Genomic DNA, 26,083 nt, shown 5'->3' on the forward strand with positions numbered 1-26,083 from the left:
GAAAATGGAATTTTACGATTTGGGTATTACCATTAAAGAGCTTAGAATTAAAAAAAATATATCACAATCCGAATTATGTCATGGAATATGTTCACAAAGTCAAATTAGCTATTAATCTAAATACTTTATACTTATTAGGTGAACTTTACTATTTAAAGGGATGGAATTTATTGAGATTTAAACAACAGAATGAAGAAGATATTGCAAATAACATGAAAAAAGCATTATTTATATTTGAACTAACAGAAAAAGAAAATCTGATAAAAATGGTTAAAGAAAAATATTTTGAAAACCAAAATGAAAAAAGCCACTCATAATTCATTTGGGGATTACTTGAAATATAATAGAACCTACAGGGAAAATCCCTGTAGGTTCTAAACTTATAAACTTTCTTCTAAAATATTAGTGTTTAATATAAATTTTTGAATAAGAGTTTACTTAGTGTACTTTTTATTTTGAAGTCTGCATCTTTATTAACCATTTATGCTTCTTTTTAACTCCATCCAAATATAATTAAAATTAAGATGGTTCAAGTCGGAGGAAGGCGCTTTGAGGTGTCTTTTTTTATGACTTTTATCATTAACTATTTAATGTTTTTTAAATGATTACATGACATAGTTTTTTTGTACCAAGCTTTGTTGATACAGTTAGACTTATCCGTTAGTGAATTCGCATTATTAGAACATCCTACAGTATTTAGGGAGAATGTGGCCAATAAAAACCATAGTATTAATTTCTTCATATAACCACTTCTAACTCTTTTTTAATTAACATTTTTTAAGTTCCTTATTAATTTTACAATACATTAAAGGTTGGGAAATATTCTTATACTCATAAATTGTTACGTTTTGGCGGGGGGAGGAATTATGAGTTACAGCGATTTTTAAGATGACTTTGGTCTAGGGTGTAGTTACTAAGAAAAGTAATTCAAATCGAAGGGGGAAACGTCTTGAGGTGTCTTTTTCTTATTTTCAATAAGGTCTGCTAAATACATGTATAAAACAAATTCTACAATAAGGCCTAGTTTAATCATACGGTCACTTGTAAAGTATGCGTATGGTTAGACCCTGTTCACTTAGCGATTTTCACCGCATATACCTTTTTCTATAGTTTGTTCTCGTAATATTGTCTCTACAAGACAAAAAAGAAAACTCCTCTAATTAAGAGGAGTTTTCTTTTTAGCGGTAGTTAATGAACTGTACGTCGATTGGTAAATCAGCGCTACGAACAGCTGCGATTACTGCTTGTAAGTCATCACGGCTTTTTGCTGTAACACGTACTTGATCATCTTGTACTTGTGTTTTTACTTTTAATTTCATTTCTTTAATGATGTTGTTAATTTTTTTCGCGTTATCTTTATCGATACCTTGTTGAAGTGTTGCGCGTTGGCGAACAGTGTTGCCAGTTGCAGCTTCAACTTTTCCGTAATCTAAGTTCTTAATTGGAACGTTACGTTTTACAAGTTTAGAGATAAGAACGTCTTTTACTTGCTCTAATTTAAACTCGTCATCAGAAGTTAAAACAAGTACTTCTTTTTCTAATTTAATATCACTTTTACTTCCTTTAAAGTCATATCGGTTTTGGATTTCTTTTAATGCGATATTAATTGCGTTTGTTACTTCAGGTAATTCTACTTTCGAAACGATGTCAAAAGAACTATCTTTTGCCATAGTTAGCACCTCCAAATAAATTTCTAATCTTTTTATGTACTGTACATACTAAAGTATAGCTGAAAACGAGTCTAGACTTAAGTGTTTTCGTACTTATATTCATGTAACCTCATTTTATTATAGTGAATTTTGGGCAGTTGGACAAATATAGGAAAAATCATGTTATAATTAACTTTTGTTTGGAATGATAAAAAAGATAATTTTATATATATAGAAGGGAATTAAAAAATATGTATTTGCAAATAGGATCGATTGAACAGGTAACTGTTTTACGCGAAACGGAAATCGGATATATGGTTGGGAATGAAGAAGAAGAAATTTTCCTACATAAAAACGAAGTGGCTGGAGAAATTGAAGAAGGCGATACGATTGATGTATTCTTATACCTTGATCACCAAAATCGTATTTCAGCAACAATGAAGGAACCAATTATTACAACTTATGATTGGAACTGGGTAAAGGTTGTAGAAGTTATTCCTAGTTTAGGTGTGTTTGTTGATATTGGTGTGTCAAAAGATATACTAATTCCAGCTGATGAGTTCCCGATTTATATGCCGGTATGGCCAGAAGTAGGCGACGAATTATATTGTACGTTAAAATTAACGAATCGTGATCGTTTAATTGCTCTTCCGGCAAGAGACAGTGATATGCAAGAAATTATCGTAGATGCAACGCCATCTATGCGTAATAAAAACGTAAACGGACGTGTATATCGTTCACTTCAAGTTGGTTCATTCATACTAACGGATGAGCATTTCCGTGCTTTCCTACACCATACAGAAAGAAAAGAACAAGTCCGCATCGGTCAGCGTGTAACGGGCCGTATTATTGACGTAAAAGATGACGGTACAATTAACATTTCACTTCTTCCTCGTAAAGAAGAAGGAATGGAAGATGATGCTGCAGTAATTTATGCATATATGGAAGAACGAGGCGGAGCAATGCCGTTTTGGGATAAGAGCCATCCAGAAGATATTAAAGAACGCTTTAACATGAGTAAAGCTGCATTTAAGCGCGCACTTGGTAAGTTGATGAAAGAAGAAAAGGTTTACCAAGAAGAAGGTTGGACGTACTTTAAGAAATAAGGTGGATGAAAAAAGAACTATTCTTTCTCTGAATTTTTAAGAGAAGGGATAGTTCTTTTTATTTTTAATAATGTATTCGCTCTATAAGGTAGATATTGTGAAAGAAGTAGGCAGGATGGAAACTAAAGTTATAGAAGAGGTATGTTATAAAGTTTTAAAAATATATGGTTAATTATTATGTAGTTTTTTAAGTGAGATTTTGATTGTAGTATTTCTTATGTGATTCATTAAAAAGGCTAAAAGAATATAAGAGATTTATCGCAGTGTTTGTACTGCCTATCCTGCTATTTGCCGGGCAGTAAGATCATCACTGATTAAAGTTTCATTTTATGTATAAAATTGTGATAGCTTTTACACTGTGTTTTGAATTTTTACAACGCTGACAGTATTAAAAATATAAAATAATTAGGATGATTATATGCATATTTGGATACTAACAAATTGGCGGAAATATTATAATCTAGAAGAGAAGAGTCATCGCATGGGACTACGAGTAAAATTCGATAAAGATGTTGATCCTGAAGTGAGAAGAGCTATTAAAGAGTTTTGTAAATGGATACGCCGAGAATATTTTTTTCCAATTAGAGTACCTATTTATGTAAAATCTTCATATAAAATAAAGGCGATGGATGGTGAGTTGGTCTATGGTACTTTCTTTGAACCATTTGATCGAAATGATGAGCCGTATATTCGTATTTCGACAGGAGATTATTACGATGAGCTAGAGAAAAGAGGGAAAGATGACGCTTTGGGAGGATATTTGTTTACTATTGCGCATGAACTAACACATTATTTTCAATGGATTAATGATATAAGACTAACGAGAATTGGATATGAGAGGCAGGCTACTGCTTATTCAGGATATATTATTGATGAGTATAAAGAAACTAGAGAGCATCCGTGAAATAGAAACTTTATGGATAATTGGAAGTATGATAATTAGCAATGGGCTTGAATGAATGCCCTAATATTTAGGGGCTATCCGGGATTAGATATCTGAGTTATTAAACAAAAATAAGTGTGGGTAATACGCTTTGACGAAAAGGTGTGTATATGAAATTTTATAACGCAGTATATCTTATAATTTCTTATGATGATGAGATATTGAAAGAGAGGTACGAAAATGCAAGATAATGTACTGGAACAATTGATAAAGAGTCTCTCGGTATTATCCCTTGAAAAAGAACACGAAATAGCAGCAGTTGATTTACATGATATATATGAGAGCACTGAAAGATTCGAACAATTACTTGAAAATATTATGAACTCACAACAGTCTAAAGAAGAATTAATAGATGCGCTAATTGAAGTGGAGATAGAATTAGATCACATCAATTGGCATTACAAAAGCTTGAAGAAAAAGTTGGAAATATTGATGAAAGATTAAAAAGCACAACCTTATTTAAAAAAATAAGGTTGTGCTTTTTTAATTTCCTTGCGGAGAAACAAGAGTAAATGTATCTTTCAAATCACTATCATTTATTTTAATATTTGCCTTTTTTAATTCCTCTTGTAACAATTTTTTGCTGAATACAGGATCAGCAGTACGTTCTTCCTCTAAGTTTTTGCGAATAGAGTTTTTTACCTCATCGTAAGGTTTTAAATCTTTTTTATCAGTTAATTTAATAACGTGATAACCGTTTGATGATTTTACGGGATTGCTAATTTGTCCAACATTTAGTTTGTAGGCAGCCCTTTCGAATTCAGGAGCCATTGTACCTGAATTGAAGTATCCAAGGTCTCCGCCTTTATCTTTTGATAGTAGATCTTGTGATTCTTGTTTTGCTAATTCTTCAAATGAAGCACCAGCATCTAGTTTACTCTTTATTTCTTTCGCTTCATTTTCGTCACTTACTAAAATGTGACTCGCTTTAATTTCTGGCTTATAGTGGTCTTTTACGTCTTTCTCTGTAATGCTTTTCTTAATCGCTTCATTCATAGCAAGTTTGAACTTAATTTGATTTTTGAAATCCTCTTCATCTTTTAAACCATTATTTTCTAATACTTTTTTGAATTGATCTCCATATTGTTTTTTTACTTTTTCTACTTCTTTATTTACCTCTTCATCAGATACTTTATATTTTTTTGTGATGACGTCTTGTGCCATCATTTCGTATAGCATGTCTTTTCCGTAACGATCTTTCAATTGTTTTTCGAAGTTATCCTTTGTAATGGTCGAGTCTGTTGCTGTAGCGACTGTAGCTGAGCCGTTTTTTTGTCCGCAAGCAGATAACATCAATATACTTATTAGTGCAGTAATAATGAAAATATGTTTCCCTCTCATGCCAACACCTCATCCGAATATGTTATCGCTATTGTAGAATATAGAAGTGAACATGAAGTGAATTTTTAATGTTTTTTTCCTTTAAAATGTAAAAAAGTACATCAACATAATTGTTGATGTACGATGGAATCAAAGGTGATCGGTCTTTTTAGAGTATGCACGTTTACCTTGCTGAATATTTTTTTGCTCTTGCTCATTTTTTTGTGTGCGTTTTGCGTTATTATCGCGTGCTTTTTTGTCGTTATCACTCGTATGTGGCATATGTATCAACTCCATTTCTAAACGTTGTACGTTTATCATTTCCTTTTTCGTAAAGACTATGTATAGCGGTGCATTTATGAAGGGTAAAGGTGGATTCGAAATGGATTTGAAGTTGAATTATACTGAACTTATAAAGAAGTTAATCGTTGTAATCATCGCAGGTTTATTAAACGCGATTGGGATGAATTTATTTTTAACGCCAGCAAAAGTGTATGCGAGCGGCTTTGCTGGATTGTCTCAATTATTATCACAAATATTAGGTGATTTTTTATCGATTCACATATCTACGGGAGTATTGTTTAGCTTATTTAATATTCCTGTCGTTATTTTAGCGTGGAAAAAGGTTGGAAAGGCCTTCACCTTTTTTAGTTTTCTTTGTGTTATATTTATGACTCTGTTTCTAGAAATCATCCCTGTTAGAGCGGTTTCGAATGATATCATATTAAATGCGATTTTTGGCGGGATTATTTCGGCAATTGGAGTAGGGATTGCTTTAAAGTGGGGTGCTTCTACAGGTGGATTAGATATTATCGCCATGATTTTATCAAAAATAAAAGATAAGCCTGTCGGTACATACTTTTTCTTTTTTAATGCAATTATCATTATCGCTGCTGGCTATGTATATGGATGGGAAAAAGCGTTGTATACGCTAGTGACTTTATATGTATCAACGAGAATTATTGATGCAATTCATACTCGTCATGTAAAGATTACAGCATTAATTGTTACGAAGAATGGGGCAGACGTAAGAAAGGCGATTCACTCGCGATTAGTAAGAGGGATTACAACGATACCAGCAACAGGTGCTTATACGAATGAAAATAAAGAAATGTTAATGATGGTTATTACCCGTTACGAGTTATACGAATTAGAGAGGATTATTAGACAAGTGGACCCAGGTGCATTTACAAATATACTGCAAACAGTTGGGGTGTTCGGATTGTTTCGGAAAGATTAAAGAGGACCAAAGTTGGTCCTCTTTTTTAATGTAAATTCGTAATGTTTTGCAATTGCTCTTGCATTTCACGGAGCTGAACTTTTTCAGCAGTTGAAGAGTTTGCGTAAGCGGATTGCAAAGCATTTTTTGCTCTATACACGAGATCTTGTTGCTCAGTACCGCTTGAACAAGATACGGCATTTTCAACAGCATCTCTAGCTTGTTGGAATAGTAAGTTCCCCATTTAAACCCCTCCAAAAGAAGAGTTACTTCTTGCTTTTTCTGCCTCAGCTAATGTACCTCTGTACGGGAATCTTGCATCATGCTTCATAACAGCATCGGCTCCTTGTTGGATAAAACGTTTTGATTTGTTCTTTTTACCCATTCGAAAAACCCCCTTTATTTAGCTGAAAACAATCGACGCAATGTCTCATGCGTCTACTTATAGTATGGACATTTGGCAGGAAACTATAAGTAGGGAATTTTTAGATTACAACCCAAGAACCTCTTCTAAATATAAAGCAATACCATCTTCTTCGTTCGTTAACGTCGTATGGTTTGCGAGTGATTTTAATTCAGGGATGGCATTTCCCATTGCGATGCCATGACCAGCAAATTCAATCATTTCAAAATCATTATCTTCATCACCGAAAGCGATAATGCGCTCTTGTGGAATGTTGTAATGACTAGAAATTTTTTGTAATCCAACTGCTTTATTTAATCCGCTTTTCACAATTTCAATAATCGGCCAAGGTGCGCCCCATTTTCTATGGTCGATTACTTCCGCATGCATATCCGTTAAATGTTGACGAATTGCAGTAGAATGCTCGTCATGTGCGTCAATTAATAAGCAAGTTGGATGATCGTTTAAAATATTTAATAAGTCTCCGGTAAAAATCTTAGGAGAGCCGAATTCGAAAATATGTTTTTTATCTTCATCAATTTCACGAACATACACATCGTCCATTACTTCCGCGTATATATTTTTTACGCCAAAATCAAAGCAAGCTCGGACAATTTCTTGCGCTGTTGCTAGCTCAAGAGGAGAGTGATGTGTTCCCCAGTTTGAATCAAGAGGATGATGTACGTAAGCGCCGTTAAAGTTTACGATAGGTGTGTTAAGATCAAGTTCTTTATAGTAATCGTAACTAGCACGGAATGGACGTCCTGTTGAAATAACAACAATATGTCCCTGTTCCTTTGCTTTTGCAATTGTATGTTTCGTTCGAGTGGAAATTATTTTGTTGTCTGTTAATAAAGTGCCGTCTAAGTCTAATGCGATTAAATGTTGTTTGTTCATAATTTCACCTCTTATAATAATTTTTTTGTATCTATCTGTATTTCCGTTTTTAATATGCAGAAATAAGAGGTTAGGCTCGGTGAAATCACCATAGATGGAAATTTCACTATATATCCATCTTACGTCTCAAAGTGCTGTGGTGTCTACTATTTATCGTTGGAAATTAAGAAAAGTCAACATCTTTTTAGAAAGTTCAAACAATGTTTCTTTCATTATGTACAAATTGTGAAAAGGGTTACATTGCTCGTGTGGTGAGGCATATAATGAACATGTAATCTTCTCGTATATGTTTGACTCTCCTTTGAAACTAGCCTAGAGTAGGTTGGTTTCTTTTTTTTTCTACAAGTAGGAAAGAAATCCCTGCTTACGCTTGTGTCATTCATATATATGTACAAGAATGAGATGTAGTACTGTTTCCTAAACATGACAGAACAGCTTTCTTTTAAAATGGATATACTAATGAGGCAAGACGTCATGGAAGGAGAATGAAGATGGGACAAAATCGCAGGTTTCGTTCTGGACAAAAAGCGCCGAATGATGGCATTTACGTAGAAATTGGTGAAACGGGAAGTATGGTGAAAGATCCGCAAATGGTGAAATTAACTGCCGGTGAAAAGTTTCCGGATAACACGAATCATAACCGCCAGTGGACATATAAAAGAAAACCGTAACAGAAGCCGCAATCATTATTGCGGCTTTTTTGTCGTTACACATTGTAATTTCATTTACCGTATTTTTTAGCAGTATAATGAATGCTCTCTTTTTCTTTTTCAAATAATAAGTTTGAAAATACATAGGCAAAATTATTGTATAAAAAAGTCAGTTGGCGTATAATCAAATCAAAGGTCAAAGAAAGTCAAACTTTTGGAGGGCTGTAAAGATGGACTTAAATCAAATGACAACAAAAACACAAGAGGCGATTATGAGTGCCCAATCTTTAGCGGTATCTCATCATCACCAAGAGGTGGATACTGTTCATCTATTACTTGCATTATTAGAAGAGCAAGATGGATTAGCAGTACGTATATTTCAAAAAACGAATGTTGATATAGAAGCATTAAAGCAAGGTGCTGAAAGTTTAATTAAAAAGAAACCTTCTGTAACGGGGAGCGGTGCAGAAGTTGGAAAATTGTATGTAACGAGCGCTCTGCAACAACTGCTTGTAAGAGCAGGGAAAGAAGCAGAAAAACTGCAGGATGATTACATTTCAGTAGAACATGTGTTGCTTGCTTTTTCTGAAGAAAAAGGCGATATAAATCAATTATTTACAAGATTGCATATTACGAAAGATAACTTATTACAGTCTTTAATGACAGTTCGGGGGAATCAAAGAGTGACGAGTCAAAATCCAGAAGCAACTTATGAAGCGTTAGAAAAATATGGTCGTGATTTAGTGGCGGAAGTGAGAGCAGGGAAAATCGATCCTGTAATCGGCCGTGATAGTGAAATACGACGTGTAATCCGTATTCTTTCACGTAAAACGAAAAACAATCCGGTTTTAATTGGGGAGCCAGGTGTTGGTAAAACAGCAATCGTTGAAGGGCTAGCCCAGCGTATTGTGAAAAAGGATGTACCTGAAGGATTGAAAGATAGAACGATTTTTGCGTTAGATATGAGTGCACTCGTAGCTGGTGCGAAATTCCGTGGTGAGTTCGAAGAGCGTCTGCAAGCTGTATTAAATGAAATTAAAAAGAGTGAAGGACGCATTTTATTATTCATTGATGAACTTCATACAATAGTTGGAGCTGGTAAAACAGAAGGAGCCATGGATGCAGGAAATATGTTAAAACCGATGCTTGCGCGTGGTGAACTGCATTGTATCGGGGCGACGACGCTCGATGAATATCGCAAATATATTGAGAAAGATCCAGCGCTAGAAAGACGTTTCCAACAAGTATTAGCAGAAGAACCAACTGTTGAAGATACAATTTCAATTTTACGTGGATTAAAAGAACGCTTTGAAATTTATCACGGTGTAAATATTCATGACCGTGCGATTGTAGCAGCGTCAGTTTTATCAGATCGATATATTTCAGATCGATTCTTACCTGATAAAGCAATTGACCTTGTTGATGAAGCGTGTGCAACAATTCGTACAGAAATCGATTCTATGCCAACAGAATTAGATGAAGTAACGCGCCGCATTATGCAGCTGGAAATTGAAGAAGCGGCTCTTGGAAAAGAAACGGATCGTGGTAGCCAAGAGCGTCTAAAAACATTGCAACGTGAATTATCGGATTTAAAAGAAGTTGCAAGTGGTATGAGAGCAAAGTGGGAGAAAGAAAAAGAAGACATTCACAAAGTTCGTGACTTACGTGAACATTTAGAACGTCTGCGTCGTGAATTAGAAGAAGCAGAAGGTAATTACGATTTAAATAAAGCAGCCGAACTTCGTCACGGGAAAATTCCAGCAATTGAAAAAGAGTTAAAAGAAGCGGAAGAAATGGGCGCGCATAATAAACAAGAAAATCGTTTATTACGTGAGGAAGTAAGTGAAGAAGAAATTGCAGATATTGTTTCACGCTGGACGGGTATTCCTGTTGCGAAACTCGTGGAAGGTGAACGCGAGAAATTATTACGCTTAGAGCAAATCTTATCAGAGCGTGTCATCGGACAAGAGGAAGCAGTAAGCTTAGTGTCAGACGCAGTTCTTCGTGCTCGCGCTGGTATTAAAGATCCGAACCGCCCGATTGGTTCTTTCATCTTCTTAGGACCAACAGGTGTTGGTAAAACAGAACTTGCAAAAACGTTAGCGCAGTCTTTATTCGATAGTGAAGAGCAAATGATTCGCATTGACATGTCTGAGTATATGGAGAAACACGCAGTGTCACGCTTAATTGGTGCACCTCCTGGATATGTAGGATATGAGGAAGGTGGTCAATTAACAGAAGCGGTAAGACGTAAACCATATTCCGTTGTTTTATTAGATGAAATTGAAAAAGCACATCCAGAAGTATTCAACATTTTATTACAAATGTTAGATGATGGGCGCATTACAGATTCGCAAGGTCGTACAGTGGACTTTAAAAATACAGTTATTATTATGACTTCAAATATTGGATCTGCTCATTTACTAGATGGATTAGAAGAAGATGGTTCGATTAAAGAGGAATCAAGAGATCTTGTAATGGGACAATTAAGAGGACATTTCCGCCCTGAATTTTTAAACCGTGTTGATGAAATTATTTTATTCAAACCTCTTACAACGAATGAAATTAAAGGCATTGTTGATAAAATTGTAAAAGAACTACAAGGTCGTCTAGCTGACCGTCACATTACAGTAGAATTAACAGATGCAGCAAAAGAATTTGTTGTAGAAGCTGGTTTCGACCCAATGTACGGAGCTCGTCCATTAAAACGATACGTACAGCGTCAAGTGGAAACGAAATTAGCACGAGAATTAATTGCAGGAACAATTACTGACAATAGTCACGTAGTTGTTGATGTAGAAAATAACGAATTAGTCGTTCATGTGAAATAAAAATAAAAAAGAGTTCGGATAAAATCCGGACTCTTTTTTTAGTGTTGTTCTACTGGCTCGTTTGGAATTGCAGCTGAAATTGCTAGTACTAACACAGCAAGAACAACTGAGAAAATAGACGCTTGGTTAAAGTCGTATGTACCGCCAGTCATAGAGCCGATTACATAGCTCATCATATGTACAAGTAAGAACGACCAAATTAATGCCCAAATGAAACGCATATTTTACACCTCTATTCGTTCAATCTGTCCTTATTGTAACACAATTGAAAAAAGAATATAGAAAAATATTTGTAGATTTTTCAACGCAAATTTGCATTCCGTTCATACATTATAAAAGAGTACTTTTATATGTTTAGAAAATAAGGCGGGGGAAAAATGAGTATTACGGAACGTTTTTTTTACTTAGAAAAAGAACCATGTGTCATTTATTTACCGGAGAAGCCAAATGGATTTTCTGTTATGCTCCTCGGTGATTATAACTACTTTATTGAGAATGGTACAAGTTTATGGACACAACATGCGGGTAAATCTTATTTTTTACATGGTCTTATTGAACAAGGCTACACGGTCTTTTCCTCTAATTTATACGGAAGACATTGGGGAAACGATCAATCTGTTCGTCTGGCAAAACGTTTGTATGATGTTGTTTTGAGAAAAGAGACGTTAAATGCGAAAATGCACATTATGGCAGATGGTATGGGAGCGCTTGTAGCACTTGAAATGATGAACAAATATCCTGAATGTATTCGTTCTGTTGTTATGCTAAATCCGTGTTTAGATTTACCGGAATATGTAAGTTTTGAGAAAGAGCATAAATTTTTTTACAAGAGACTCGTGAAGGAATTAAGTTTGGCGTATGATGCCAAAGAAGAAGAATTAGAATCAAAAATAAATAAGAAATCATTTACGCTTCTTCCATCTTGTGTACCTGTTAAAATTTTCGTATCAACACAAGAAAAAAGAGGAAGAAAACAGCAGTTGCGTAGATATGAGAAAATGAGGCAACTAAATCAATGTGATACTTCTGTCTTGTTCCATCTGCAAGATGTGAAATATAAAATGGTTAGGCAAACGACTGATTTCTTTAAAAAATATGAAGAAGAATTATGAAGCTCCCATATACATAAATGAGGAGCTATTTGTTTCAGAGGGAAAGGGTTGGTGGTATGGAACGCGTGCTGATAATAGGTGCACTTACGTTTGTAGGTTATCACCTTGTAAATAAAATGATTGCAGAAGAAGTGGAAGTCTATGGTCTTGATTTTGATGAATTCGATAGTATGACCAAAATTAATGAAGAGAAGTTATTATTAATTGGGCGAAATGCGTTATTTACGTATTATTCGATAAGAGATGAAGATGGATGGAGATCGGTTGAGGAAGAGAGATTCGATACTGTTTATTTTTGCTTATATGAGCCAAATCAGCAAAGTGGATTTCGGAATGAAAGAGTCATATTACAATATTTAAAGCGAATTATAAGAATGTGTGAAGAACAAAAAGTGAAGTTAAATTTAATTTCTTCTATTGAAGTAGGCAGTACAGATGAATCCGAAAATAAGCGCCTATTTTTGAAAGTAGAAGAAGGATTGAAAAAAGGGAATTTACAATATAGTGTATTTCGAGTTCCAACATTATATGGACCGTGGCAACCGTCCTTTATGATGTTTCATCAGCTTATTTTATCAGAATTAGTTGAAAAAGAGTGGCGTTGTACGATTGAGGAAAAGGGGAATGATTTACTTTACGTTGAAGATGTATGTGAATACTTATGGGAACATGGAACGAACGGGGCGCATCTTGGTATATACAATTTACTTAGTGGTAAACAGTCATTATGGGAAAAAGGTATGAATCTTTTACGCGCGGATGATAAAGTAAATAAAAATAATAGCGAAGTAAGAGATGAGGCTATCGAAGTAATTTCGATAAAAAGAAATACTCCGTTAGAATACGGTTTAAATAAGCAACTGGCACACATGAAAAAATATAAAGAGTTATACGAAGGGTAGTACGCGTGTTACACTATTGTATGTGAAAGTTTTAATGGAGAGGAAGAGTATAATATGAACGAAAAAAGCATGCAGTTTTTACAAATCGCAATGAAGCATTTACCGGAAGCAAAGGCAATTTTAGATGATAATGGAATTGCACTTGATATGGAGAAGGCACAGCCGGTGTTAGAGTTGTTAATGAAAGTTATGAACGAAGCTTATGAGCTTGGGAAAGCAGATAAAGAATAAAAAGCATCTTTTTAAGATGGAAGAGAGGCCCGAACCGTGGATAGAAGCGGTCAGGGCCTTTTTTATTCTCGCCTGGGGGAAAACCAGAGATATGAAGAGGATAAAGGAAAAGTAGTGAGGAGAACTGTCTAGTTTAGAAGGAAAGCAGATAAAGAATAAAAAGCATCTTTTTAAGGTGGAAGAGAGGCTCGAACCGTGGATAGAAGCGGTCAGGGCCTTTTGTATTCTCGCCTGGGGGAAAACCAGAGATATGAAGAGGATAAAGGAAAGGTAGTGAGGAGAACTCTCTAGTTTAGAAGAAAAGCAGATAAAGAATAAAAAACATCTTTTTAGATGGAAGAGAGGCTCGAACCGTGAACAGAAGGGTTTGAGTCTTTTTATATTTGAGAGGTATGTTTCTGTTTCTTTTAATGAAAAATAAAGTGGATAATGCGTTAGCTTTCTGTTTTATGCGAAATATATTCTAGACAAAAATACATTTATGTTTTAAAATTAGTACCAAGTCATAATAATTGATATAAAACGGAGGGCTGCGATGTGAACGTGGGCATTTTAGGGATCGGAAGATATGTGCCAGAAAAAGTAGTCACAAATCACGATTTAGAAAAAATAATGGATACATCCGATGAATGGATTCGTACGAGAACGGGAATTGCAGAAAGACGCATTGCCGATGATACAATAGATACTTCATATATGGCCGTAGAGGCTGCAAAAAAAGCACTTGAAGATGCAGGGGTTAGCGGAGAAGATATCGATCTTATTTTAGTGGCGACAGTAACACCAGATCGTGCGTTTCCAGCAGTAGCTTGTGTCATTCAAGAAGCGATTGGAGCGAAACATGCAGCTGCAATGGATGTAGGTGCAGCATGCGCTGGTTTTATGTACGGAATGATTACAGCGCAGCAATTTATTCAAACGGGGACTTATAAAAACGTATTAGTAGTTGGTAGTGATAAGCTATCTAAAATTGTAGACTGGAATGATCGAAATACAGCGGTATTATTTGGAGACGGAGCCGGTGCTATCGTAATGGGAGCAGTTTCAGAAGGAAGAGGCGTTCTATCTTTCGAATTAGGAGCAGACGGAAGCGGCGGTAAGCATCTATATCAAGACGAGTATGTTATGATGAATGGCAGAGAAGTCTTTAAATTTGCCGTTCGTCAACTTGGTGAATCTTGTCTTCGCGTGCTGGATAAGGCTGGTCTTACAAAAGAGGATGTGGATTTCTTAGTACCGCATCAAGCGAATATTCGTATTATGGAATCTGCAAGAGAGAGATTAAATTTACCACAAGAAAAAATGAGTATGACAATTGAAAAGTTTGGTAATACATCAGCTTCTTCAATTCCAATTGCAATGGTAGAGGAATTGCAAAATGGACGTATTCAAGATGGTGATTTAATTATACTTGTTGGTTTTGGTGGCGGATTAACATGGGGAGCAGTCGCTCTTCGTTGGGGTAAATAAGGACTGAGAGAAAAAAAGGAGTGTATTTTGTATGGAAAAAAAGAGGGTCGTAATTACAGGACTAGGAGCTGTTACACCGGTCGGAACAGATGTTGAAACAGCATGGGAAAACATTAAAAAGGGTGTATCTGGAATCGGACGACTTACAAGAATTGATCCGGAACTATTTCCAGCAAAAGTAGCAGCAGAAATTAACGACTTTGAAGTCGAGAAATATATTGATAAAAAAGAAGCGCGCCGTATGGACCGCTTTACACAATATGCAGTAGCAGCAGCGAAAATGGCAGTTGCAGATGCAAAGCTTGAAATTACAGAAGAAAACGGACCTCGAATTGGTGTATGGATTGGATCAGGTATTGGCGGTATGGAAACATACGAAGAACAATTTAAGATTTTTACTGAGAAAGGCCCACGCCGCGTGAGCCCATTCTTCGTACCGATGATGATTCCGGATATGGCAGCAGGTCAAGTATCAATCGCAACAGGAGCAAAAGGAATTAACACTTGTTCTGTAACGGCTTGTGCATCTGGTGCAAACTCAATTGGTGATGCATTTAAAGCAATTCAGCGTGGTGATGCTGATGCAATGATTACAGGCGGAGCAGAAGCACCGCTAACAAGTATGGCATTCGCAGGATTTAGCTCAGCGAAAGCATTAACATTTAATGAAGACCCAGCAACGGCTTGCCGTCCATTTGATAAAAACCGTAGCGGTTTTGTAATGGGTGAAGGCTCAGGTATTCTAATTCTTGAAGAATTAGAGCACGCATTAGCGCGTGGTGCTCACATTTACGCGGAAATTGCTGGTTATGGTGCAACTGGAGATGCGTTCCATATTACAATGCCTGCTCCTGGTGGTGAAGGCGGAGTGCGTGCAATGCGTCAAGCTTTAGCTGATGCAGGCCTACAGCCAGAAGATATTGATTACATTAATGCGCATGGTACAAGTACGGATGCGAATGAAAAATATGAAACGATGGCAATTAAAGAAACTTTCGGTGAGCACGCGTATAAAGTAGCGATTAGCTCAACGAAATCAATGACAGGTCACTTATTAGGAGCAGCTGGTGCTGTTGAAGCGATTTTCTCTATTAAATCAATTACAGACGGAGTAATTCCGCCAACAATTAACTATGAGACACCAGATCCAGAATGTGACTTAGATTACGTACCGAATCAAGCGAGACACCAAGAAGTAAATGCAGTATTAAGTAACTCATTAGGATTTGGTGGTCATAACGCAGTGTTAGTATTTAAATCGTATAAATAATAGATGAAATAAGGAGTTTTTTCGCAATATATTGCGAAAAAACTCCTTATTTATTTTTACGCCTTTTTCTCCTGTAGCATATACATAAGAAAAAGGAGGGATAAAGATGGGGATTGTTGAAACAGCTGAATGGCTACATTTATATTATGGGCAGCCAGAAAAACTTTGTGAGAAATTTACGAAGTATATTCCGTTGCCAAAAGAAAGGTTGTATCGCTTTTTAATTTCAAAAGGGATGTATCGCCCGATCATGCGCGGAGAAAAGGAAATTAAAGAATTAGAGGAAAAGGAAATTTGGAAAGAATTGAGCCTGGAGTATGATAAACTGAAAAACTGGTTAAAAGGTCCAGATGTCCCTGTCTTTATTTTATTATCAGATTCCTATAATCGAACTGTACAAGAAGAGTATAACGGTAGGGCTGGATTATCTATGCGTCATGTTATTTTCTTATTCGTATGTGGGCGGAATTCGGTAGAAGAATTAAAAGTGTTATTAGCGCATGAATATCATCACATATGCAGGTTACATCAAATTGAGACGAAAGAAACAGAATATACATTACTTGATACGATGATTATGGAAGGGCTAGCTGAACAAGCAGTAACAGAAAGGTATACAGAAAAAAACAATGCACCGTGGACGGCGTATCTTTCAAAGGAAGAGGCTATTTATTATTGGAAAAATATTGTACATGAAAGAATAAGTATAAAACGAGGGACAAGGGAACATGACATCTTATTAAATGGCTTTCACTCTTATCCGAAGATGCTTGGCTATGCGCTTGGATTTCATATTGTCAAAGATTGTGTAACTTTGGAAGGAGAAGATACACTTTCTTTATTATCTATAGATGCAAAAGAAATATTGAATAAAGCAAGTACATTTCATATATAAAAAAACAGGAGTTCTATTTCCTGTTTTTTTAGTATTAATAGAAGAAAAAATAATAATTAGAATATATTTCCTCAAGTGGAATAAAGTTAAGCAAAAATGAACATAATGATTGGTACAAACAGTAGTGAAGTGAGGGGTAGTGAATGTTATATCTACATGATGTATGGGTAAATTGGTTTGAAGGTGAAGAAAATGGGTATAACGTTTGTCATTTTTACGAATGGCGGAAAGATGATACGATTGAGCTATTAGATCAAGTGCCATTATTAAAAGTAGATGCCACATTATATCATTACATCGAGAACGAATTGTTAGAGCTTCCGCAAAAAATGCTGGAAGACGTACATCATAAGGCTTATATTCGTAAAAATCATGAACGTTTGCAGCAAGAGTATTGCTTTGTTGTTACAGATGGAAAAGGAATTATTGCGATTGACACAATTGGTTACAATGTACCAATTCGCAAAAGCAGACTTATACCACGCCAAGAGCAGATGGTATATGAGATGGTAGAAAATGTACAAGCAGAAAAGTATGAGTTCCAAGTAGAAGAAACAGAAAAAGAACATCACATTTTATCACCATCGCCTTTCATTATGAATGGCTTGACTCGTAAAGAAAGACAGCTAAAACAATTATTATTTATGGCGTTAGATCAATTACATACAACGAAAAATACAGCAGAAATTCGCTATTGGTTCACAGAGTGGGATCCATCAGCATATGGAATGGTTCAACATATGGAATTTGAAGATATTTGGGTTAAGCTGTATGATGAAGCGAAAACAGGCTGGTCTGATAAGCATGAACAATTATGCGAGCGTCTCGTAAAAGGACAGCCATTTTTTGAAAAGTTATGGGAAATGGAAAATGAGCAAAAGGTAAATTAAAAAACCGCCAATTGGCGGTTTTTTAATTTTGTAGTAATCCAGCTCCAGCGGCAAGAATGTTCGGTGGCTTCGCGCCTTCCTGCGAGGCAAAAAGCGCCTCTACGTCAGGAGCTCCATCCCCCTCACATTCTGAACGAGCCGCTTCCACCTTATATGTAATCCAGCTCCAGCGGCAAGCTCTTCGTGTCTAAGAACCTTCCGCATAAGAAGGAAAAAAGCTCCTTTTATGCGAAAGAACCTTAGCCAGTCAGAGCTGAACGAGCCGCTTCCACTTTATATGTTACCTACGTTTTCTGCTTAGTCCCATTGCGTTTTCTACTTTGCGTAGTTGTTTGAATGCAACGCGGTTTGCTTTTTCTGCACCTTTGTCTAGAATTTCGTCTAGTTCTGGTGAGTTGATTAGTTCGTTATATTTGTCTTGGATTGGACGAATTGCTTCTACGACTACTTGCGCTAGGTCGCCTTTGAAGTCGCCGTATCCTTTTCCTTCGTACATTGCTTCAATTTCTTCAACTGTTTTTCCAGAGAATGAAGAGTAGATTGTTAATAAGTTAGAGATACCAGGTTTGTTTTCTTTATCAAATTTCACAATACCTTCAGAGTCAGTAACAGCACTCTTAATTTTCTTTTCAATTGTTTTTGGTTCATCAAGCATACTGATCATTGATTTTGGATTCGGATCAGATTTACTCATTTTCTTCGTAGGTTCTGTTAATGACATAACGCGAGCGCCTACTTTTGGAATACGAATTTCAGGAATTGTGAACACTTCACGGAAGCGTTTGTTGAAACGCTCTGCTAGGTCGCGTGTTAATTCCATATGTTGCTTTTGGTCATCACCAACTGGTACGATTTCAGTGTTGTAAAGTAAAATATCAGCAGCCATTAATGGTGGATACGTAAGTAATCCAGCTGGAACTGAATCTCTACCCGAAGCTTTATCTTTATATTGCGTCATACGTTCTAATTCTCCAACGTAAGCAACAGATTGCATGATCCATCCTAATTGAGCGTGTGCTGGTACTTCTGATTGTACAAATAAAGTAGCTTTTTCAGGATCGATGCCGCATGCTACATAAAGTGCAGCAAGACTGCGGATGTTTTTACGAAGTCCGACGGGATCTTGAGGTACTGTAATCGCATGTTGGTTTACAATACAGAAATAACAGTCGTGTTCATTTTGAAGCTCTGTAAACTGCTTCATTGCGCCTAAATAGTTTCCAAGTGTAATCGTTCCACTTGGCTGAATACCAGAAAAGATAACTGACATAAGTAATTCCTCCTAAAATTGAATGCGTGATGGGGGGGAGAGAAGGCAAACAAAAAAGCCCATTCATCCCAAAAACTATAGGGACGAATGGACCGCGGTACCACCCTAATTATTTCACTACTGTGAAATCTCTCTAATCCATAATAACGTTAGGATATAACGCCAAAGCCTACTACTTTCGGTTCGGTTTGGTGCTCAAAAGCCCATTCCATACTGTACAATTACTTGTTCACACCAACCACAAGCTCTCTGAAATTGCCTCAATATGTACTCTTCTTTATCATCGCATACATATAAATTTATTTATTGTTACTTGAGCTCTTTTAATATGAAAGAACTAAAGTTTTATAACAAAATGTTTTGCTGATTATTATATCATATGGGATAGTGTTTGCAAACTACATCAAAATAGTAAAGCTAATAAGGGTCGAGAACAACCCAAGGAAGATACCTGTAATACAAATTGGATATGTCCATTTGAATGAATATGTTTTATAAATACGTTCTTTCTTATCTGTAGGTTCCTCGACTTCTTCAATTAAAGAGTCAATCTTTTTGTTCGTACCAAATACTCTTTGGAATGCGTAAATGGTTACATTGAAAAAACCATTTTGAAATATGTATAAAAAACCGCCGATAAGAATAAAAAACAGTGCAATATAAAACAAAATGTTGACAAAGTTCAACAAAAATTGAGATGAAATGAGGAATGCGCCAATACTAGAAGCAATCATCGCTATAAAAATTAGTATACAAGTATGAAAAAAAACTTTATTCAAAATATTCCCCTCCGTCAAAATATTACTAGAATTATTATACTATAAAAGCTATAATAAGTACTAGGATTAATTTTTTGAAAATTATACGCAATTAAAGGTCTGATTTTAAGATGATGGTAGCAATGTTAATGTATCCCTTTACGAAAAATTTAAAATATAAATATTTTATTAAAAATTTTAACAAAAAAACAAAAAACTATATTCACAATTGTTATATTATATGTATAATGAAAATTGTAGAAACTTGGAGATTATTCTTTCAATTCTACTTTTTAACAAGTGAGGGTACAGGAAGTGCAATTAGGGGAGGCAACACAACATGAAGAAAAAGATACCGTTATTACTTGCATCAACTTTAACTGCAAGTATGTTGCTTAGCGCGTGTAGCTACCAAAAAGATGACGCAAAAGCAAAAGGGAAAGAGAACGCTACGAGTAGTAGTAACGGAAAACAGATTCTTAATTTAACAGAGTTATCTGAAATTCCGTCAATGGATGCATCATTAGCATCTGATTCTTCATCTTCTACAGCATTAAATAATACGATGGAAGGTTTATATCGTATTGGCAAAGATCAAAAGAGAATGCCTGGAGTTGCAGAAGATGTCGAAAAGCTAGATGATGGGAAGAAATACATATTTAAATTAAGAAGAGATGCGAAATGGTCGAATGGGGAACCTGTAACAGCTAAAGACTTTGTGTATTCATGGAAAAGAGCAGTAAATCCAGATACAAAAGCAACGTATTCATACATTATGTTCGATATTAAAAATGCAGAGAAAATTCATAAAAAAGAATTACCTGCTGACCAATTAGGTGTAAAAGCGATTGATGATTATACATTAGAAGTAGAATTAGACAATCCCGTTCCTTACTTTATCGATTTAACAGTTTATCCAGTATTTTACCCACTAAATGAAAACTTTGTAAAAGCACAAGGTGATAAATTTGGTTTAGAGGCAAATACAACATTATATAACGGTCCATTCGTTATGAGTGATTGGAAACATGAACAAAGTTTCCAATTCAAGAAGAATCCTTCATATTGGGATAATAAAACGGTTAAAATCGAAGAAATCAACTTTAATATTGTAAAAAATACAGCAACTGATGTAAATTTATATGAGACAAACGCGATTGATCGGGCGGCTTTAACGTCTGAATTTGTTGATAAGTTTAGAAAAAGCCCAGAGTTCCAAACAAGAAAAGAGGCAGGGGTTGCTTACTTAAGATTTAATCAAAGTAATCAGTACTTAAGTAATAAAAACTTAAGAAAAGCAATTTCAATGTCCTTTGACCGTGATAACATTGCAAAAGTTATTTTAAATAACGGCGCAATTGGAGCTTACGGATTTGTTGGAAAAGATTTCGCTGAAGGTCCAAATAAAAAAGATTTCCGAGCTGAAAATGGAAAGCTAGTTGAAACAAATCCAAAAGAAGCAAAAAAGCTTTGGGAAACAGCGAAGAAAGAGCTTGGAACTGATAAAATCGAACTAGAATTCTTAAACTTTGATAATGAAGATGCTAAAAAAGTTGGGGAATTCTTAAAAGGTGAGATGGAAAAGAACTTACCAGGTTTATCAATTAAAATTAAACAGCAACCATTCGCACAAAAAAATAAATTAGAAGATTCTCAGCAATATGATATTGCGTTTGGTATTTGGGGACCAGATTTCCCAGATCCAATCTCATATTTAGATATGTTTGTTACGAATGGTTCTCAAAATAAAACAGGGTATTCTAATCAGAAATATGATGAGTTAATCCTAAAAGCTAAAACAGATACAAAAGATTTACAAGCTCGCTGGGACAACCTTCTAGAAGTAGAGAAGATGTTAATTAAAGAGGATGCAGTTATCACTCCAATCTTCCAAAAAGGTTCAGCGTATGTAGTAAAAGGTGCCGTAAAAGATATTATCCCAATTAACTATGGTGGTAAATTAACTTACAAATGGGCATCTGTTGAACAAAAATAATCTTTTTTTTTCCATCGTTTACAAGGGTATATGCCTATGATGGGCATATGCTCTTATTTTAAAAAAATAAAAGTAAGAATATTTTAAACTATCTTATTGCTTTTGAGAAAAACGGGGAGGTGCTTGACTATGGGACGTTATGTATTAAAACGTTTCGTGTACATGGCTTTGACATTATTTTTAATTACTACAATGACTTTCTTTTTGATGAAATTACTTCCGGGTTCTCCGCTTAAAAACCAGGAGAAGCTATCACCGGCACAAAAAGAAATCATTCTTGAAAAATACGGATTGAATGATCCGGTACCAGTTCAATATGCACGTTACTTAGGTAACTTAGCAAAAGGTGATTTAGGGGTATCATTCCAATATGATAACCGCCCAGTAACAGACATGATTGTGGATCGTATTGGACCATCAGCCCAATTAGGTTTACAAGCGATTATATTAGGAACATTTATCGGTTTAATTTTAGGTATTGTTGCCGCACTTCGTAATAATACGTGGGTAGATTATAGTGCAACAGTTATTTCGGTACTCGGAATGTCGGTACCATCATTCGTATTCGCCGCATTACTGCAATATTTCGTAGGGGTAAAACTAGGCTGGTTCCCAGTAGCATTCTGGAAAGGACCAGAGTTTACTGTAATGCCTACAATTGCATTATCGATGGGAGTTATCGCGACAATCGCACGTTTCTCTCGTGCAGAATTAATTGAAGTTATGCAAGCCGATTACATTTTAACAGCGAAAGCGAAAGGAATTAGCCAAGGCGTTATCATTGTCAAACATGCACTTCGTAACGCGTTAATTCCAGTTGTAACAATTTTAGGACCAATGGTTGCGGCATTAATTACAGGAACACTTGTTATCGAGCAAATTTATGCTGTACCAGGACTTGGGGAACAATTCGTTAAATCGATTACTTTAAATGACTATACAGTTATTATGGGAACTACGATTTTCTATAGTGCGATCTTCATTTTAGTTATTTTCATTGTCGATATTTTATACGGAATTATTGATCCTCGTATTCGTTTAGCGGGAGGGAAAAAATGATGAAAGATGTACAAAAATTATCTCCAGATTTATTTCAACAAGCCAATCAAAATAATGTTGATAATGAAGTCATTGCCCGTCCAAGCTTAACGTTTTGGCAAGATGTAAGAAGACGTTTATTCCAACATAAAGGTGCGATGCTTGGCCTTGTATTGTTAGTTATCATTGCGCTATTAGCGATTTTTGGACCGATGGTAAGTAAACACTCGTATAAAGAGCAAGATTTAGGTCGTGCGAAATTACCACCAAAAATTCCAGTTATTGAAAATGTTCATTGGTTACCATTTGACGGTACAGATCAATATGGTGTTGACCAATATGAAAAACGTGATATTAAAGAGTACTTCTGGTTTGGTACAGATGACCTTGGCCGTGACTTATGGACAAGAACATGGGAAGGTACACGCGTATCATTATATATCGCTCTTTTAGCGGCAGCAATTGACTTAGTAATTGGGGTTGCATACGGAGGTATTTCAGCATTCTACGGCGGTAGAGTAGATAACATTATGCAACGTATTATGGAGATTATTAACGGTATTCCGTACTTAATCATCGTTATTTTAATGGTAATCATTATGGGATCTGGTATTTGGTCAATTACACTTGCGATGGCGATTACAGGTTGGATAGGGATGTCGCGTATTGTTCGTGGACAAATCTTAAAGTTAAAAAACCAAGAATATGTATTAGCATCTCGTACATTAGGTGCAACAAATACACAATTAATTGTGAAACATTTAATTCCAAACGTAATGGGACCTATTATCGTAATGACAATGTTTACAATTCCATCAGCGGTGTTTGGTGAAGCGTTCTTAAGTTTCATCGGTTTAGGAATTCAGCCACCATTTGCGTCACTAGGTTCTCTTGTAAATGATGGTTATAAATCTATTCAAACGTATCCGCATATGATGTTCATCCCTGCGGTTGTCATCAGTATATTAATTTTAGCGTTTAACTTAATGGCAGACGGATTACGCGACGCGTTAGATCCAAAAATGCGTAAGTAAAAGAGGGGAGAGGCAAAGATGAAAACATTGTTAGAGGTAAAAGATTTACAAGTCTCCTTTGATACACATGCAGGTGAAGTACAAGCTGTACGCGGCGTTACTTTTGATTTGAAAAAAGGAGAAACATTGGCGATTGTAGGAGAATCTGGTTCAGGGAAATCAGTTACTTCTAAAGCGTTAATGGGATTAATTCCGAATCCTCCTGGACGCATTAAAAATGGTGAAATCGTATTTGAAGGTCGTGACTTAACAAAATTAACAGAAAAAGAAATGCAGCAAGTACGCGGTAAAGATATTGCGATGATTTTCCAAGATCCAATGACATCATTAAACCCAACGATGACAATTGGAAATCAAATTATGGAAGGTCTAATTAAACACCAAGGGATGAGTAAAGCAGATGCACGTAAAGTTGCTTTAGAGTTAATTGACCTTGTAGGTATTCCAAATCCAGAAGCTCGTTTAAAACAATATCCTCACCAATTCTCAGGTGGTATGAGACAGCGTGTAGTTATTGCGATGGCGTTAGCTTGTAACCCGAAATTATTAATTGCCGATGAGCCGACAACAGCGCTAGACGTTACGATTCAGGCGCAAATTTTAGAACTTATGAAAGACATTCAGCAAAAAACAGAAGCAGCAATCATTTTCATTACGCATGACTTAGGTGTAGTAGCAAACGTTGCGGACCGAGTGGCAGTTATGTACGCTGGTAAAGTTGTTGAAATTGGAACTGTAGATGAAATTTTCTACAATCCGAAACATCCATATACTTGGGGTTTAATCGCATCTATGCCAAGTTTAGATGGTTCAGAAGAAGAGTTATATGCAATCCCTGGAACACCTCCAGATTTATTGAAGCCGCCAAAGGGAGATGCTTTTGCACCACGTAACCCACAGGCACTGAAAATTGATTTTGAAATGGACCCACCTTTATTTAAAGTAAGTGATACGCACTATGCGGCAACTTGGTTACTTCACGAGCAAGCTCCAGAAGTAAAACCGCCGGCAGTCGTTGAAAAACGCATTCTTCAAATGAAAGCAGGTGAACAACATGACTAAACAACGTGAGAAATTAATTGAAGTAAAAAATGTAAAGCAGCACTTCGACGTGAGTGGTGGTGTTGTCAAAGCGGTTAATGATATTTCATTTGATATTTACCGCGGAGAAACATTTGGCCTTGTAGGAGAATCAGGTTGTGGTAAATCGACAACTGGAAGAACGATTATTCGTTTATATGATGCAACTGCTGGTGAAGTGTTATTCGATGGTGAAAATGTACATGGTAAAAAATCACGCGCAGAGCTGAAGAAATTCAACCGTAAAATGCAAATGATTTTCCAAGATCCATATGCATCATTAAACCCTCGTATGACAGTAGGGGATATTATTGCAGAAGGTATCGATATTCACGGACTAGCGAAAAGTAAAAAAGAGCGCATGGACCGTGTTCATGAACTATTAAACACAGTTGGTTTAAATAAAGAGCACGCAAACCGTTTCCCACACGAATTCTCAGGTGGACAACGTCAGCGTATCGGTATCGCTCGAGCGCTTGCTGTAGACCCAGAATTTATCATTGCCGATGAGCCGATCTCAGCACTTGACGTATCGATTCAGGCGCAAGTTGTAAACTTACTGAAAAAGCTACAAAAAGAAAAAGGTTTAACATACTTATTCATCGCCCATGATTTATCAATGGTAAAATACATTAGTGACCGTATTGGTGTAATGTACCGTGGCCAAATCGTTGAGTTAACAACAAGTGATGAATTATATGCGAATCCAATTCATCCATATACGAAATCACTATTATCAGCGATTCCACTTCCAGATCCAGATTATGAGCGCAATCGTAAACGTATCGTATATGATCCATCACAGCATAATTATGGTAGTGAAGCACCAACAATGCGTGAAATTCGCCCAGGACATTTCGTACTATGTTCGGAAGCGGAGTACAAGAAATATAAAGAGATTTATCAATAAGAAAAAGAGCCATTCTTCTGTTATGAAGTGACCCCCGAAAGTTAGACAGGTCGTTTCATTAGGCAGCCTCTAGGGTATGAGCCCGGTATTGTACTGGGCTCATACCCTTTAATTTTGCCTTAATTCTTTTATGATTATAGTATTCTATATACTTTGCTAATTCTTGTTTGAAATGTGTTATACTTTCAAATTCTTTTCGATACAGAAAT

Annotated in this window: 28 protein-coding genes, 1 pseudogene and 1 other annotated feature; of the genes and pseudogenes, 19 read left to right on the forward strand and 10 right to left on the reverse strand. The window is 35.9% G+C overall.

All coding sequences use genetic code 11. The features are described from left to right. Nucleotides 1-98: 98 nt before the first annotated feature. A pseudogene (locus ACS2CR_RS13110) lies at nucleotides 99-317 on the forward strand (hypothetical protein); the annotation flags it as partial. 861 nt (nucleotides 318-1,178) lie between these two features. On the opposite strand, the gene ACS2CR_RS13115 reads toward ACS2CR_RS13110, so the two are convergent. Continuing rightward, a complete protein-coding gene (locus tag ACS2CR_RS13115) occupies nucleotides 1,179-1,670 on the reverse strand; it encodes a YajQ family cyclic di-GMP-binding protein (RefSeq protein WP_001040149.1) in 492 nt (163 codons plus the stop codon). A 230-nt stretch (nucleotides 1,671-1,900) separates the two neighbouring features. Here ACS2CR_RS13115 and ACS2CR_RS13120 point away from each other — a divergent pair, with 230 nt between their 5' ends. The 3 genes from ACS2CR_RS13120 (at nucleotide 1,901) to ACS2CR_RS13130 (ending at nucleotide 4,142) form a co-directional block, all read left to right on the forward strand. Continuing rightward, complete coding sequence (locus tag ACS2CR_RS13120; protein ID WP_000281260.1) at nucleotides 1,901-2,755, forward strand: CvfB family protein; 855 nt, start codon at nucleotides 1,901-1,903, stop codon at nucleotides 2,753-2,755. 418 nt (nucleotides 2,756-3,173) lie between these two features. After that, nucleotides 3,174-3,659, forward strand: coding sequence for a hypothetical protein (locus tag ACS2CR_RS13125; RefSeq protein ID WP_000548429.1), 486 nt, complete (start codon nucleotides 3,174-3,176; stop codon nucleotides 3,657-3,659). Between the two features lie 219 nt (nucleotides 3,660-3,878). Further along, nucleotides 3,879-4,142, forward strand: coding sequence for a hypothetical protein (locus ACS2CR_RS13130; protein ID WP_001153798.1), 264 nt, complete (start codon nucleotides 3,879-3,881; stop codon nucleotides 4,140-4,142). A 39-nt stretch (nucleotides 4,143-4,181) separates the two neighbouring features. Here ACS2CR_RS13130 and prsA read toward each other — a convergent pair whose 3' ends face one another. Both prsA and ACS2CR_RS13140 read right to left on the reverse strand, forming a co-directional pair. Beyond that, nucleotides 4,182-5,039, reverse strand: coding sequence for a peptidylprolyl isomerase PrsA (gene prsA / locus ACS2CR_RS13135; protein WP_001214215.1), 858 nt, complete (start codon nucleotides 5,037-5,039; stop codon nucleotides 4,182-4,184). Between the two features lie 129 nt (nucleotides 5,040-5,168). Continuing rightward, complete coding sequence (locus ACS2CR_RS13140) at nucleotides 5,169-5,300, reverse strand: DUF3941 domain-containing protein (RefSeq protein ID WP_001120851.1); 132 nt, start codon at nucleotides 5,298-5,300, stop codon at nucleotides 5,169-5,171. 100 nt (nucleotides 5,301-5,400) lie between these two features. On the opposite strand from ACS2CR_RS13140, the gene ACS2CR_RS13145 reads away from it, so the two are divergent. Further along, the gene (locus ACS2CR_RS13145; protein WP_000364432.1) at nucleotides 5,401-6,258 is read left to right on the forward strand and encodes a YitT family protein; all 858 of its coding nucleotides are present in this window, start codon (nucleotides 5,401-5,403) and stop codon (nucleotides 6,256-6,258) included. A 25-nt stretch (nucleotides 6,259-6,283) separates the two neighbouring features. On the opposite strand, the gene ACS2CR_RS13150 is transcribed toward ACS2CR_RS13145, so the two are convergent. The 3 genes from ACS2CR_RS13150 to ACS2CR_RS13160 all read right to left on the reverse strand — a co-directional run bounded on the left by ACS2CR_RS13150 (nucleotide 6,284) and on the right by ACS2CR_RS13160 (nucleotide 7,537). Beyond that, nucleotides 6,284-6,481 carry a DUF3813 domain-containing protein gene (locus ACS2CR_RS13150; RefSeq protein WP_000527407.1) on the reverse strand — a complete coding sequence of 66 codons (198 nt, stop codon included), beginning with the start codon at nucleotides 6,479-6,481 and terminating at the stop codon, nucleotides 6,284-6,286. Further along, nucleotides 6,482-6,622 (reverse strand): hypothetical protein, encoded by a 141-nt coding sequence (locus tag ACS2CR_RS13155; RefSeq protein ID WP_000516816.1) that lies wholly within the window; start codon nucleotides 6,620-6,622, stop codon nucleotides 6,482-6,484. Nucleotides 6,623-6,727: 105 nt separating this feature from the next. Then, entirely contained in the window at nucleotides 6,728-7,537 is an 810-nt protein-coding gene (locus tag ACS2CR_RS13160) for a Cof-type HAD-IIB family hydrolase (protein ID WP_001041232.1), read from the reverse strand. Between the two features lie 491 nt (nucleotides 7,538-8,028). Between ACS2CR_RS13160 and ACS2CR_RS13165 the strand changes: the two genes are divergently transcribed. Together ACS2CR_RS13165 and clpB are read left to right on the forward strand one after the other, a co-directional pair. Beyond that, nucleotides 8,029-8,208 (forward strand): YjzC family protein, encoded by a 180-nt coding sequence (locus ACS2CR_RS13165; RefSeq protein WP_000531421.1) that lies wholly within the window; start codon nucleotides 8,029-8,031, stop codon nucleotides 8,206-8,208. A 209-nt stretch (nucleotides 8,209-8,417) separates the two neighbouring features. Continuing rightward, nucleotides 8,418-11,018 carry an ATP-dependent chaperone ClpB gene (gene clpB / locus ACS2CR_RS13170; protein ID WP_053513451.1) on the forward strand — a complete coding sequence of 867 codons (2,601 nt, stop codon included), beginning with the start codon at nucleotides 8,418-8,420 and terminating at the stop codon, nucleotides 11,016-11,018. Between the two features lie 38 nt (nucleotides 11,019-11,056). On the opposite strand, the gene ACS2CR_RS13175 is transcribed toward clpB, so the two are convergent. Beyond that, nucleotides 11,057-11,239 carry a YjzD family protein gene (locus tag ACS2CR_RS13175; RefSeq protein ID WP_001211116.1) on the reverse strand — a complete coding sequence of 61 codons (183 nt, stop codon included), beginning with the start codon at nucleotides 11,237-11,239 and terminating at the stop codon, nucleotides 11,057-11,059. 156 nt (nucleotides 11,240-11,395) lie between these two features. On the opposite strand from ACS2CR_RS13175, the gene ACS2CR_RS13180 reads away from it, so the two are divergent. From ACS2CR_RS13180 to ACS2CR_RS13210, 7 genes are all read left to right on the forward strand, one after another. Then, entirely contained in the window at nucleotides 11,396-12,130 is a 735-nt protein-coding gene (locus tag ACS2CR_RS13180; protein WP_000028691.1) for a hydrolase, read from the forward strand. 29 nt (nucleotides 12,131-12,159) lie between these two features. Beyond that, nucleotides 12,160-13,032: an NAD-dependent epimerase/dehydratase family protein gene (locus tag ACS2CR_RS13185; protein WP_016109546.1), complete on the forward strand. Its 873-nt coding sequence runs from the start codon at nucleotides 12,160-12,162 to the stop codon at nucleotides 13,030-13,032. A 54-nt stretch (nucleotides 13,033-13,086) separates the two neighbouring features. Then, nucleotides 13,087-13,263, forward strand: a complete 177-nt coding sequence (locus ACS2CR_RS13190; RefSeq protein WP_001986215.1) for a ComZ family protein — start codon at nucleotides 13,087-13,089, stop codon at nucleotides 13,261-13,263. Nucleotides 13,264-13,800: 537 nt separating this feature from the next. After that, nucleotides 13,801-14,733 carry a beta-ketoacyl-ACP synthase III gene (gene fabH, locus ACS2CR_RS13195; protein ID WP_001100533.1) on the forward strand — a complete coding sequence of 311 codons (933 nt, stop codon included), beginning with the start codon at nucleotides 13,801-13,803 and terminating at the stop codon, nucleotides 14,731-14,733. A 31-nt stretch (nucleotides 14,734-14,764) separates the two neighbouring features. Continuing rightward, on the forward strand, nucleotides 14,765-16,003 hold the full coding sequence (fabF, locus tag ACS2CR_RS13200; protein WP_000412656.1) for a beta-ketoacyl-ACP synthase II: 1,239 nt from the start codon (nucleotides 14,765-14,767) through the stop codon (nucleotides 16,001-16,003). 106 nt (nucleotides 16,004-16,109) lie between these two features. Beyond that, nucleotides 16,110-16,898, forward strand: a complete 789-nt coding sequence (locus ACS2CR_RS13205) for a DUF2268 domain-containing protein (RefSeq protein WP_153602671.1) — start codon at nucleotides 16,110-16,112, stop codon at nucleotides 16,896-16,898. A gap of 143 nt (nucleotides 16,899-17,041) precedes the next feature. Next, the gene (locus ACS2CR_RS13210; protein ID WP_000966128.1) at nucleotides 17,042-17,788 is read left to right on the forward strand and encodes a YjbA family protein; all 747 of its coding nucleotides are present in this window, start codon (nucleotides 17,042-17,044) and stop codon (nucleotides 17,786-17,788) included. A 280-nt stretch (nucleotides 17,789-18,068) separates the two neighbouring features. Here the strand turns inward: ACS2CR_RS13210 and trpS are convergent, their stop codons facing one another. Both trpS and ACS2CR_RS13220 read right to left on the reverse strand, forming a co-directional pair. Continuing rightward, a complete protein-coding gene (gene trpS / locus ACS2CR_RS13215; protein ID WP_000110985.1) occupies nucleotides 18,069-19,058 on the reverse strand; it encodes a tryptophan--tRNA ligase in 990 nt (329 codons plus the stop codon). Nucleotides 19,059-19,134: 76 nt separating this feature from the next. Continuing rightward, nucleotides 19,135-19,351: a binding site (T-box leader), on the reverse strand. Between the two features lie 105 nt (nucleotides 19,352-19,456). Further along, entirely contained in the window at nucleotides 19,457-19,837 is a 381-nt protein-coding gene (locus ACS2CR_RS13220) for a DUF3899 domain-containing protein (protein WP_001044997.1), read from the reverse strand. Between the two features lie 319 nt (nucleotides 19,838-20,156). Between ACS2CR_RS13220 and ACS2CR_RS13225 the strand changes: the two genes are divergently transcribed. The 5 genes from ACS2CR_RS13225 (at nucleotide 20,157) to ACS2CR_RS13245 (ending at nucleotide 25,874) form a co-directional block, all read left to right on the forward strand. Further along, nucleotides 20,157-21,812 (forward strand): peptide ABC transporter substrate-binding protein, encoded by a 1,656-nt coding sequence (locus ACS2CR_RS13225; protein ID WP_000727219.1) that lies wholly within the window; start codon nucleotides 20,157-20,159, stop codon nucleotides 21,810-21,812. A gap of 129 nt (nucleotides 21,813-21,941) precedes the next feature. Beyond that, nucleotides 21,942-22,871: an oligopeptide ABC transporter permease gene (opp3b, locus tag ACS2CR_RS13230; RefSeq protein WP_000534172.1), complete on the forward strand. Its 930-nt coding sequence runs from the start codon at nucleotides 21,942-21,944 to the stop codon at nucleotides 22,869-22,871. Further along, complete coding sequence (gene opp3C / locus ACS2CR_RS13235) at nucleotides 22,868-23,884, forward strand: oligopeptide ABC transporter permease (protein WP_000974106.1); 1,017 nt, start codon at nucleotides 22,868-22,870, stop codon at nucleotides 23,882-23,884. The genes opp3b and opp3C overlap by 4 nt, the downstream gene beginning before the upstream one ends. Nucleotides 23,885-23,902: 18 nt before the next feature. Further along, the gene (locus tag ACS2CR_RS13240; RefSeq protein WP_000854346.1) at nucleotides 23,903-24,946 is read left to right on the forward strand and encodes an ABC transporter ATP-binding protein; all 1,044 of its coding nucleotides are present in this window, start codon (nucleotides 23,903-23,905) and stop codon (nucleotides 24,944-24,946) included. Then, on the forward strand, nucleotides 24,939-25,874 hold the full coding sequence (locus ACS2CR_RS13245) for an ABC transporter ATP-binding protein (protein WP_000166348.1): 936 nt from the start codon (nucleotides 24,939-24,941) through the stop codon (nucleotides 25,872-25,874). Before ACS2CR_RS13240 ends, ACS2CR_RS13245 begins: the two co-directional genes overlap by 8 nt. Before the next feature lie 58 nt (nucleotides 25,875-25,932). On the opposite strand, the gene ACS2CR_RS13250 is transcribed toward ACS2CR_RS13245, so the two are convergent. After that, nucleotides 25,933-26,083 (reverse strand): IS3 family transposase (locus tag ACS2CR_RS13250; protein WP_016084332.1); only part of this gene is annotated, 151 nt, incomplete at its 5' end.

It is taken from the genome of Bacillus cereus group sp. BceL291, assembly GCF_051776705.1.
GTDB classification, from domain to species: Bacteria; Bacillota; Bacilli; order Bacillales; family Bacillaceae_G; genus Bacillus_A; species Bacillus_A cereus.

Excerpts from the sequence above, each read along its gene's own strand:
- ACS2CR_RS13115 (WP_001040149.1), bottom strand. The coding sequence starts at position 1,670 with ATGGCAAAAGATAGTTCTTTTGACATCGTTTCGAAAGTAGAATTACCT.
- ACS2CR_RS13120 (WP_000281260.1), top strand. The coding sequence starts at position 1,901 with ATGTATTTGCAAATAGGATCGATTGAACAGGTAACTGTTTTACGCGAA.
- ACS2CR_RS13125 (WP_000548429.1), top strand. The coding sequence starts at position 3,174 with ATGCATATTTGGATACTAACAAATTGGCGGAAATATTATAATCTAGAA.
- ACS2CR_RS13130 (WP_001153798.1), top strand. The coding sequence starts at position 3,879 with ATGCAAGATAATGTACTGGAACAATTGATAAAGAGTCTCTCGGTATTA.
- prsA (WP_001214215.1), bottom strand. The coding sequence starts at position 5,039 with ATGAGAGGGAAACATATTTTCATTATTACTGCACTAATAAGTATATTG.
- ACS2CR_RS13140 (WP_001120851.1), bottom strand. The coding sequence starts at position 5,300 with ATGCCACATACGAGTGATAACGACAAAAAAGCACGCGATAATAACGCA.
- ACS2CR_RS13145 (WP_000364432.1), top strand. The coding sequence starts at position 5,401 with ATGGATTTGAAGTTGAATTATACTGAACTTATAAAGAAGTTAATCGTT.
- ACS2CR_RS13150 (WP_000527407.1), bottom strand. The coding sequence starts at position 6,481 with ATGGGGAACTTACTATTCCAACAAGCTAGAGATGCTGTTGAAAATGCC.
- ACS2CR_RS13155 (WP_000516816.1), bottom strand. The coding sequence starts at position 6,622 with ATGGGTAAAAAGAACAAATCAAAACGTTTTATCCAACAAGGAGCCGAT.
- ACS2CR_RS13160 (WP_001041232.1), bottom strand. The coding sequence starts at position 7,537 with ATGAACAAACAACATTTAATCGCATTAGACTTAGACGGCACTTTATTA.
- ACS2CR_RS13165 (WP_000531421.1), top strand. The coding sequence starts at position 8,029 with ATGGGACAAAATCGCAGGTTTCGTTCTGGACAAAAAGCGCCGAATGAT.
- clpB (WP_053513451.1), top strand. The coding sequence starts at position 8,418 with ATGGACTTAAATCAAATGACAACAAAAACACAAGAGGCGATTATGAGT.
- ACS2CR_RS13175 (WP_001211116.1), bottom strand. The coding sequence starts at position 11,239 with ATGCGTTTCATTTGGGCATTAATTTGGTCGTTCTTACTTGTACATATG.
- ACS2CR_RS13180 (WP_000028691.1), top strand. The coding sequence starts at position 11,396 with ATGAGTATTACGGAACGTTTTTTTTACTTAGAAAAAGAACCATGTGTC.
- ACS2CR_RS13190 (WP_001986215.1), top strand. The coding sequence starts at position 13,087 with ATGAACGAAAAAAGCATGCAGTTTTTACAAATCGCAATGAAGCATTTA.
- fabF (WP_000412656.1), top strand. The coding sequence starts at position 14,765 with ATGGAAAAAAAGAGGGTCGTAATTACAGGACTAGGAGCTGTTACACCG.
- ACS2CR_RS13205 (WP_153602671.1), top strand. The coding sequence starts at position 16,110 with ATGGGGATTGTTGAAACAGCTGAATGGCTACATTTATATTATGGGCAG.
- ACS2CR_RS13210 (WP_000966128.1), top strand. The coding sequence starts at position 17,042 with ATGTTATATCTACATGATGTATGGGTAAATTGGTTTGAAGGTGAAGAA.
- trpS (WP_000110985.1), bottom strand. The coding sequence starts at position 19,058 with ATGTCAGTTATCTTTTCTGGTATTCAGCCAAGTGGAACGATTACACTT.
- ACS2CR_RS13225 (WP_000727219.1), top strand. The coding sequence starts at position 20,157 with ATGAAGAAAAAGATACCGTTATTACTTGCATCAACTTTAACTGCAAGT.
- opp3b (WP_000534172.1), top strand. The coding sequence starts at position 21,942 with ATGGGACGTTATGTATTAAAACGTTTCGTGTACATGGCTTTGACATTA.
- opp3C (WP_000974106.1), top strand. The coding sequence starts at position 22,868 with ATGATGAAAGATGTACAAAAATTATCTCCAGATTTATTTCAACAAGCC.
- ACS2CR_RS13240 (WP_000854346.1), top strand. The coding sequence starts at position 23,903 with ATGAAAACATTGTTAGAGGTAAAAGATTTACAAGTCTCCTTTGATACA.
- ACS2CR_RS13245 (WP_000166348.1), top strand. The coding sequence starts at position 24,939 with ATGACTAAACAACGTGAGAAATTAATTGAAGTAAAAAATGTAAAGCAG.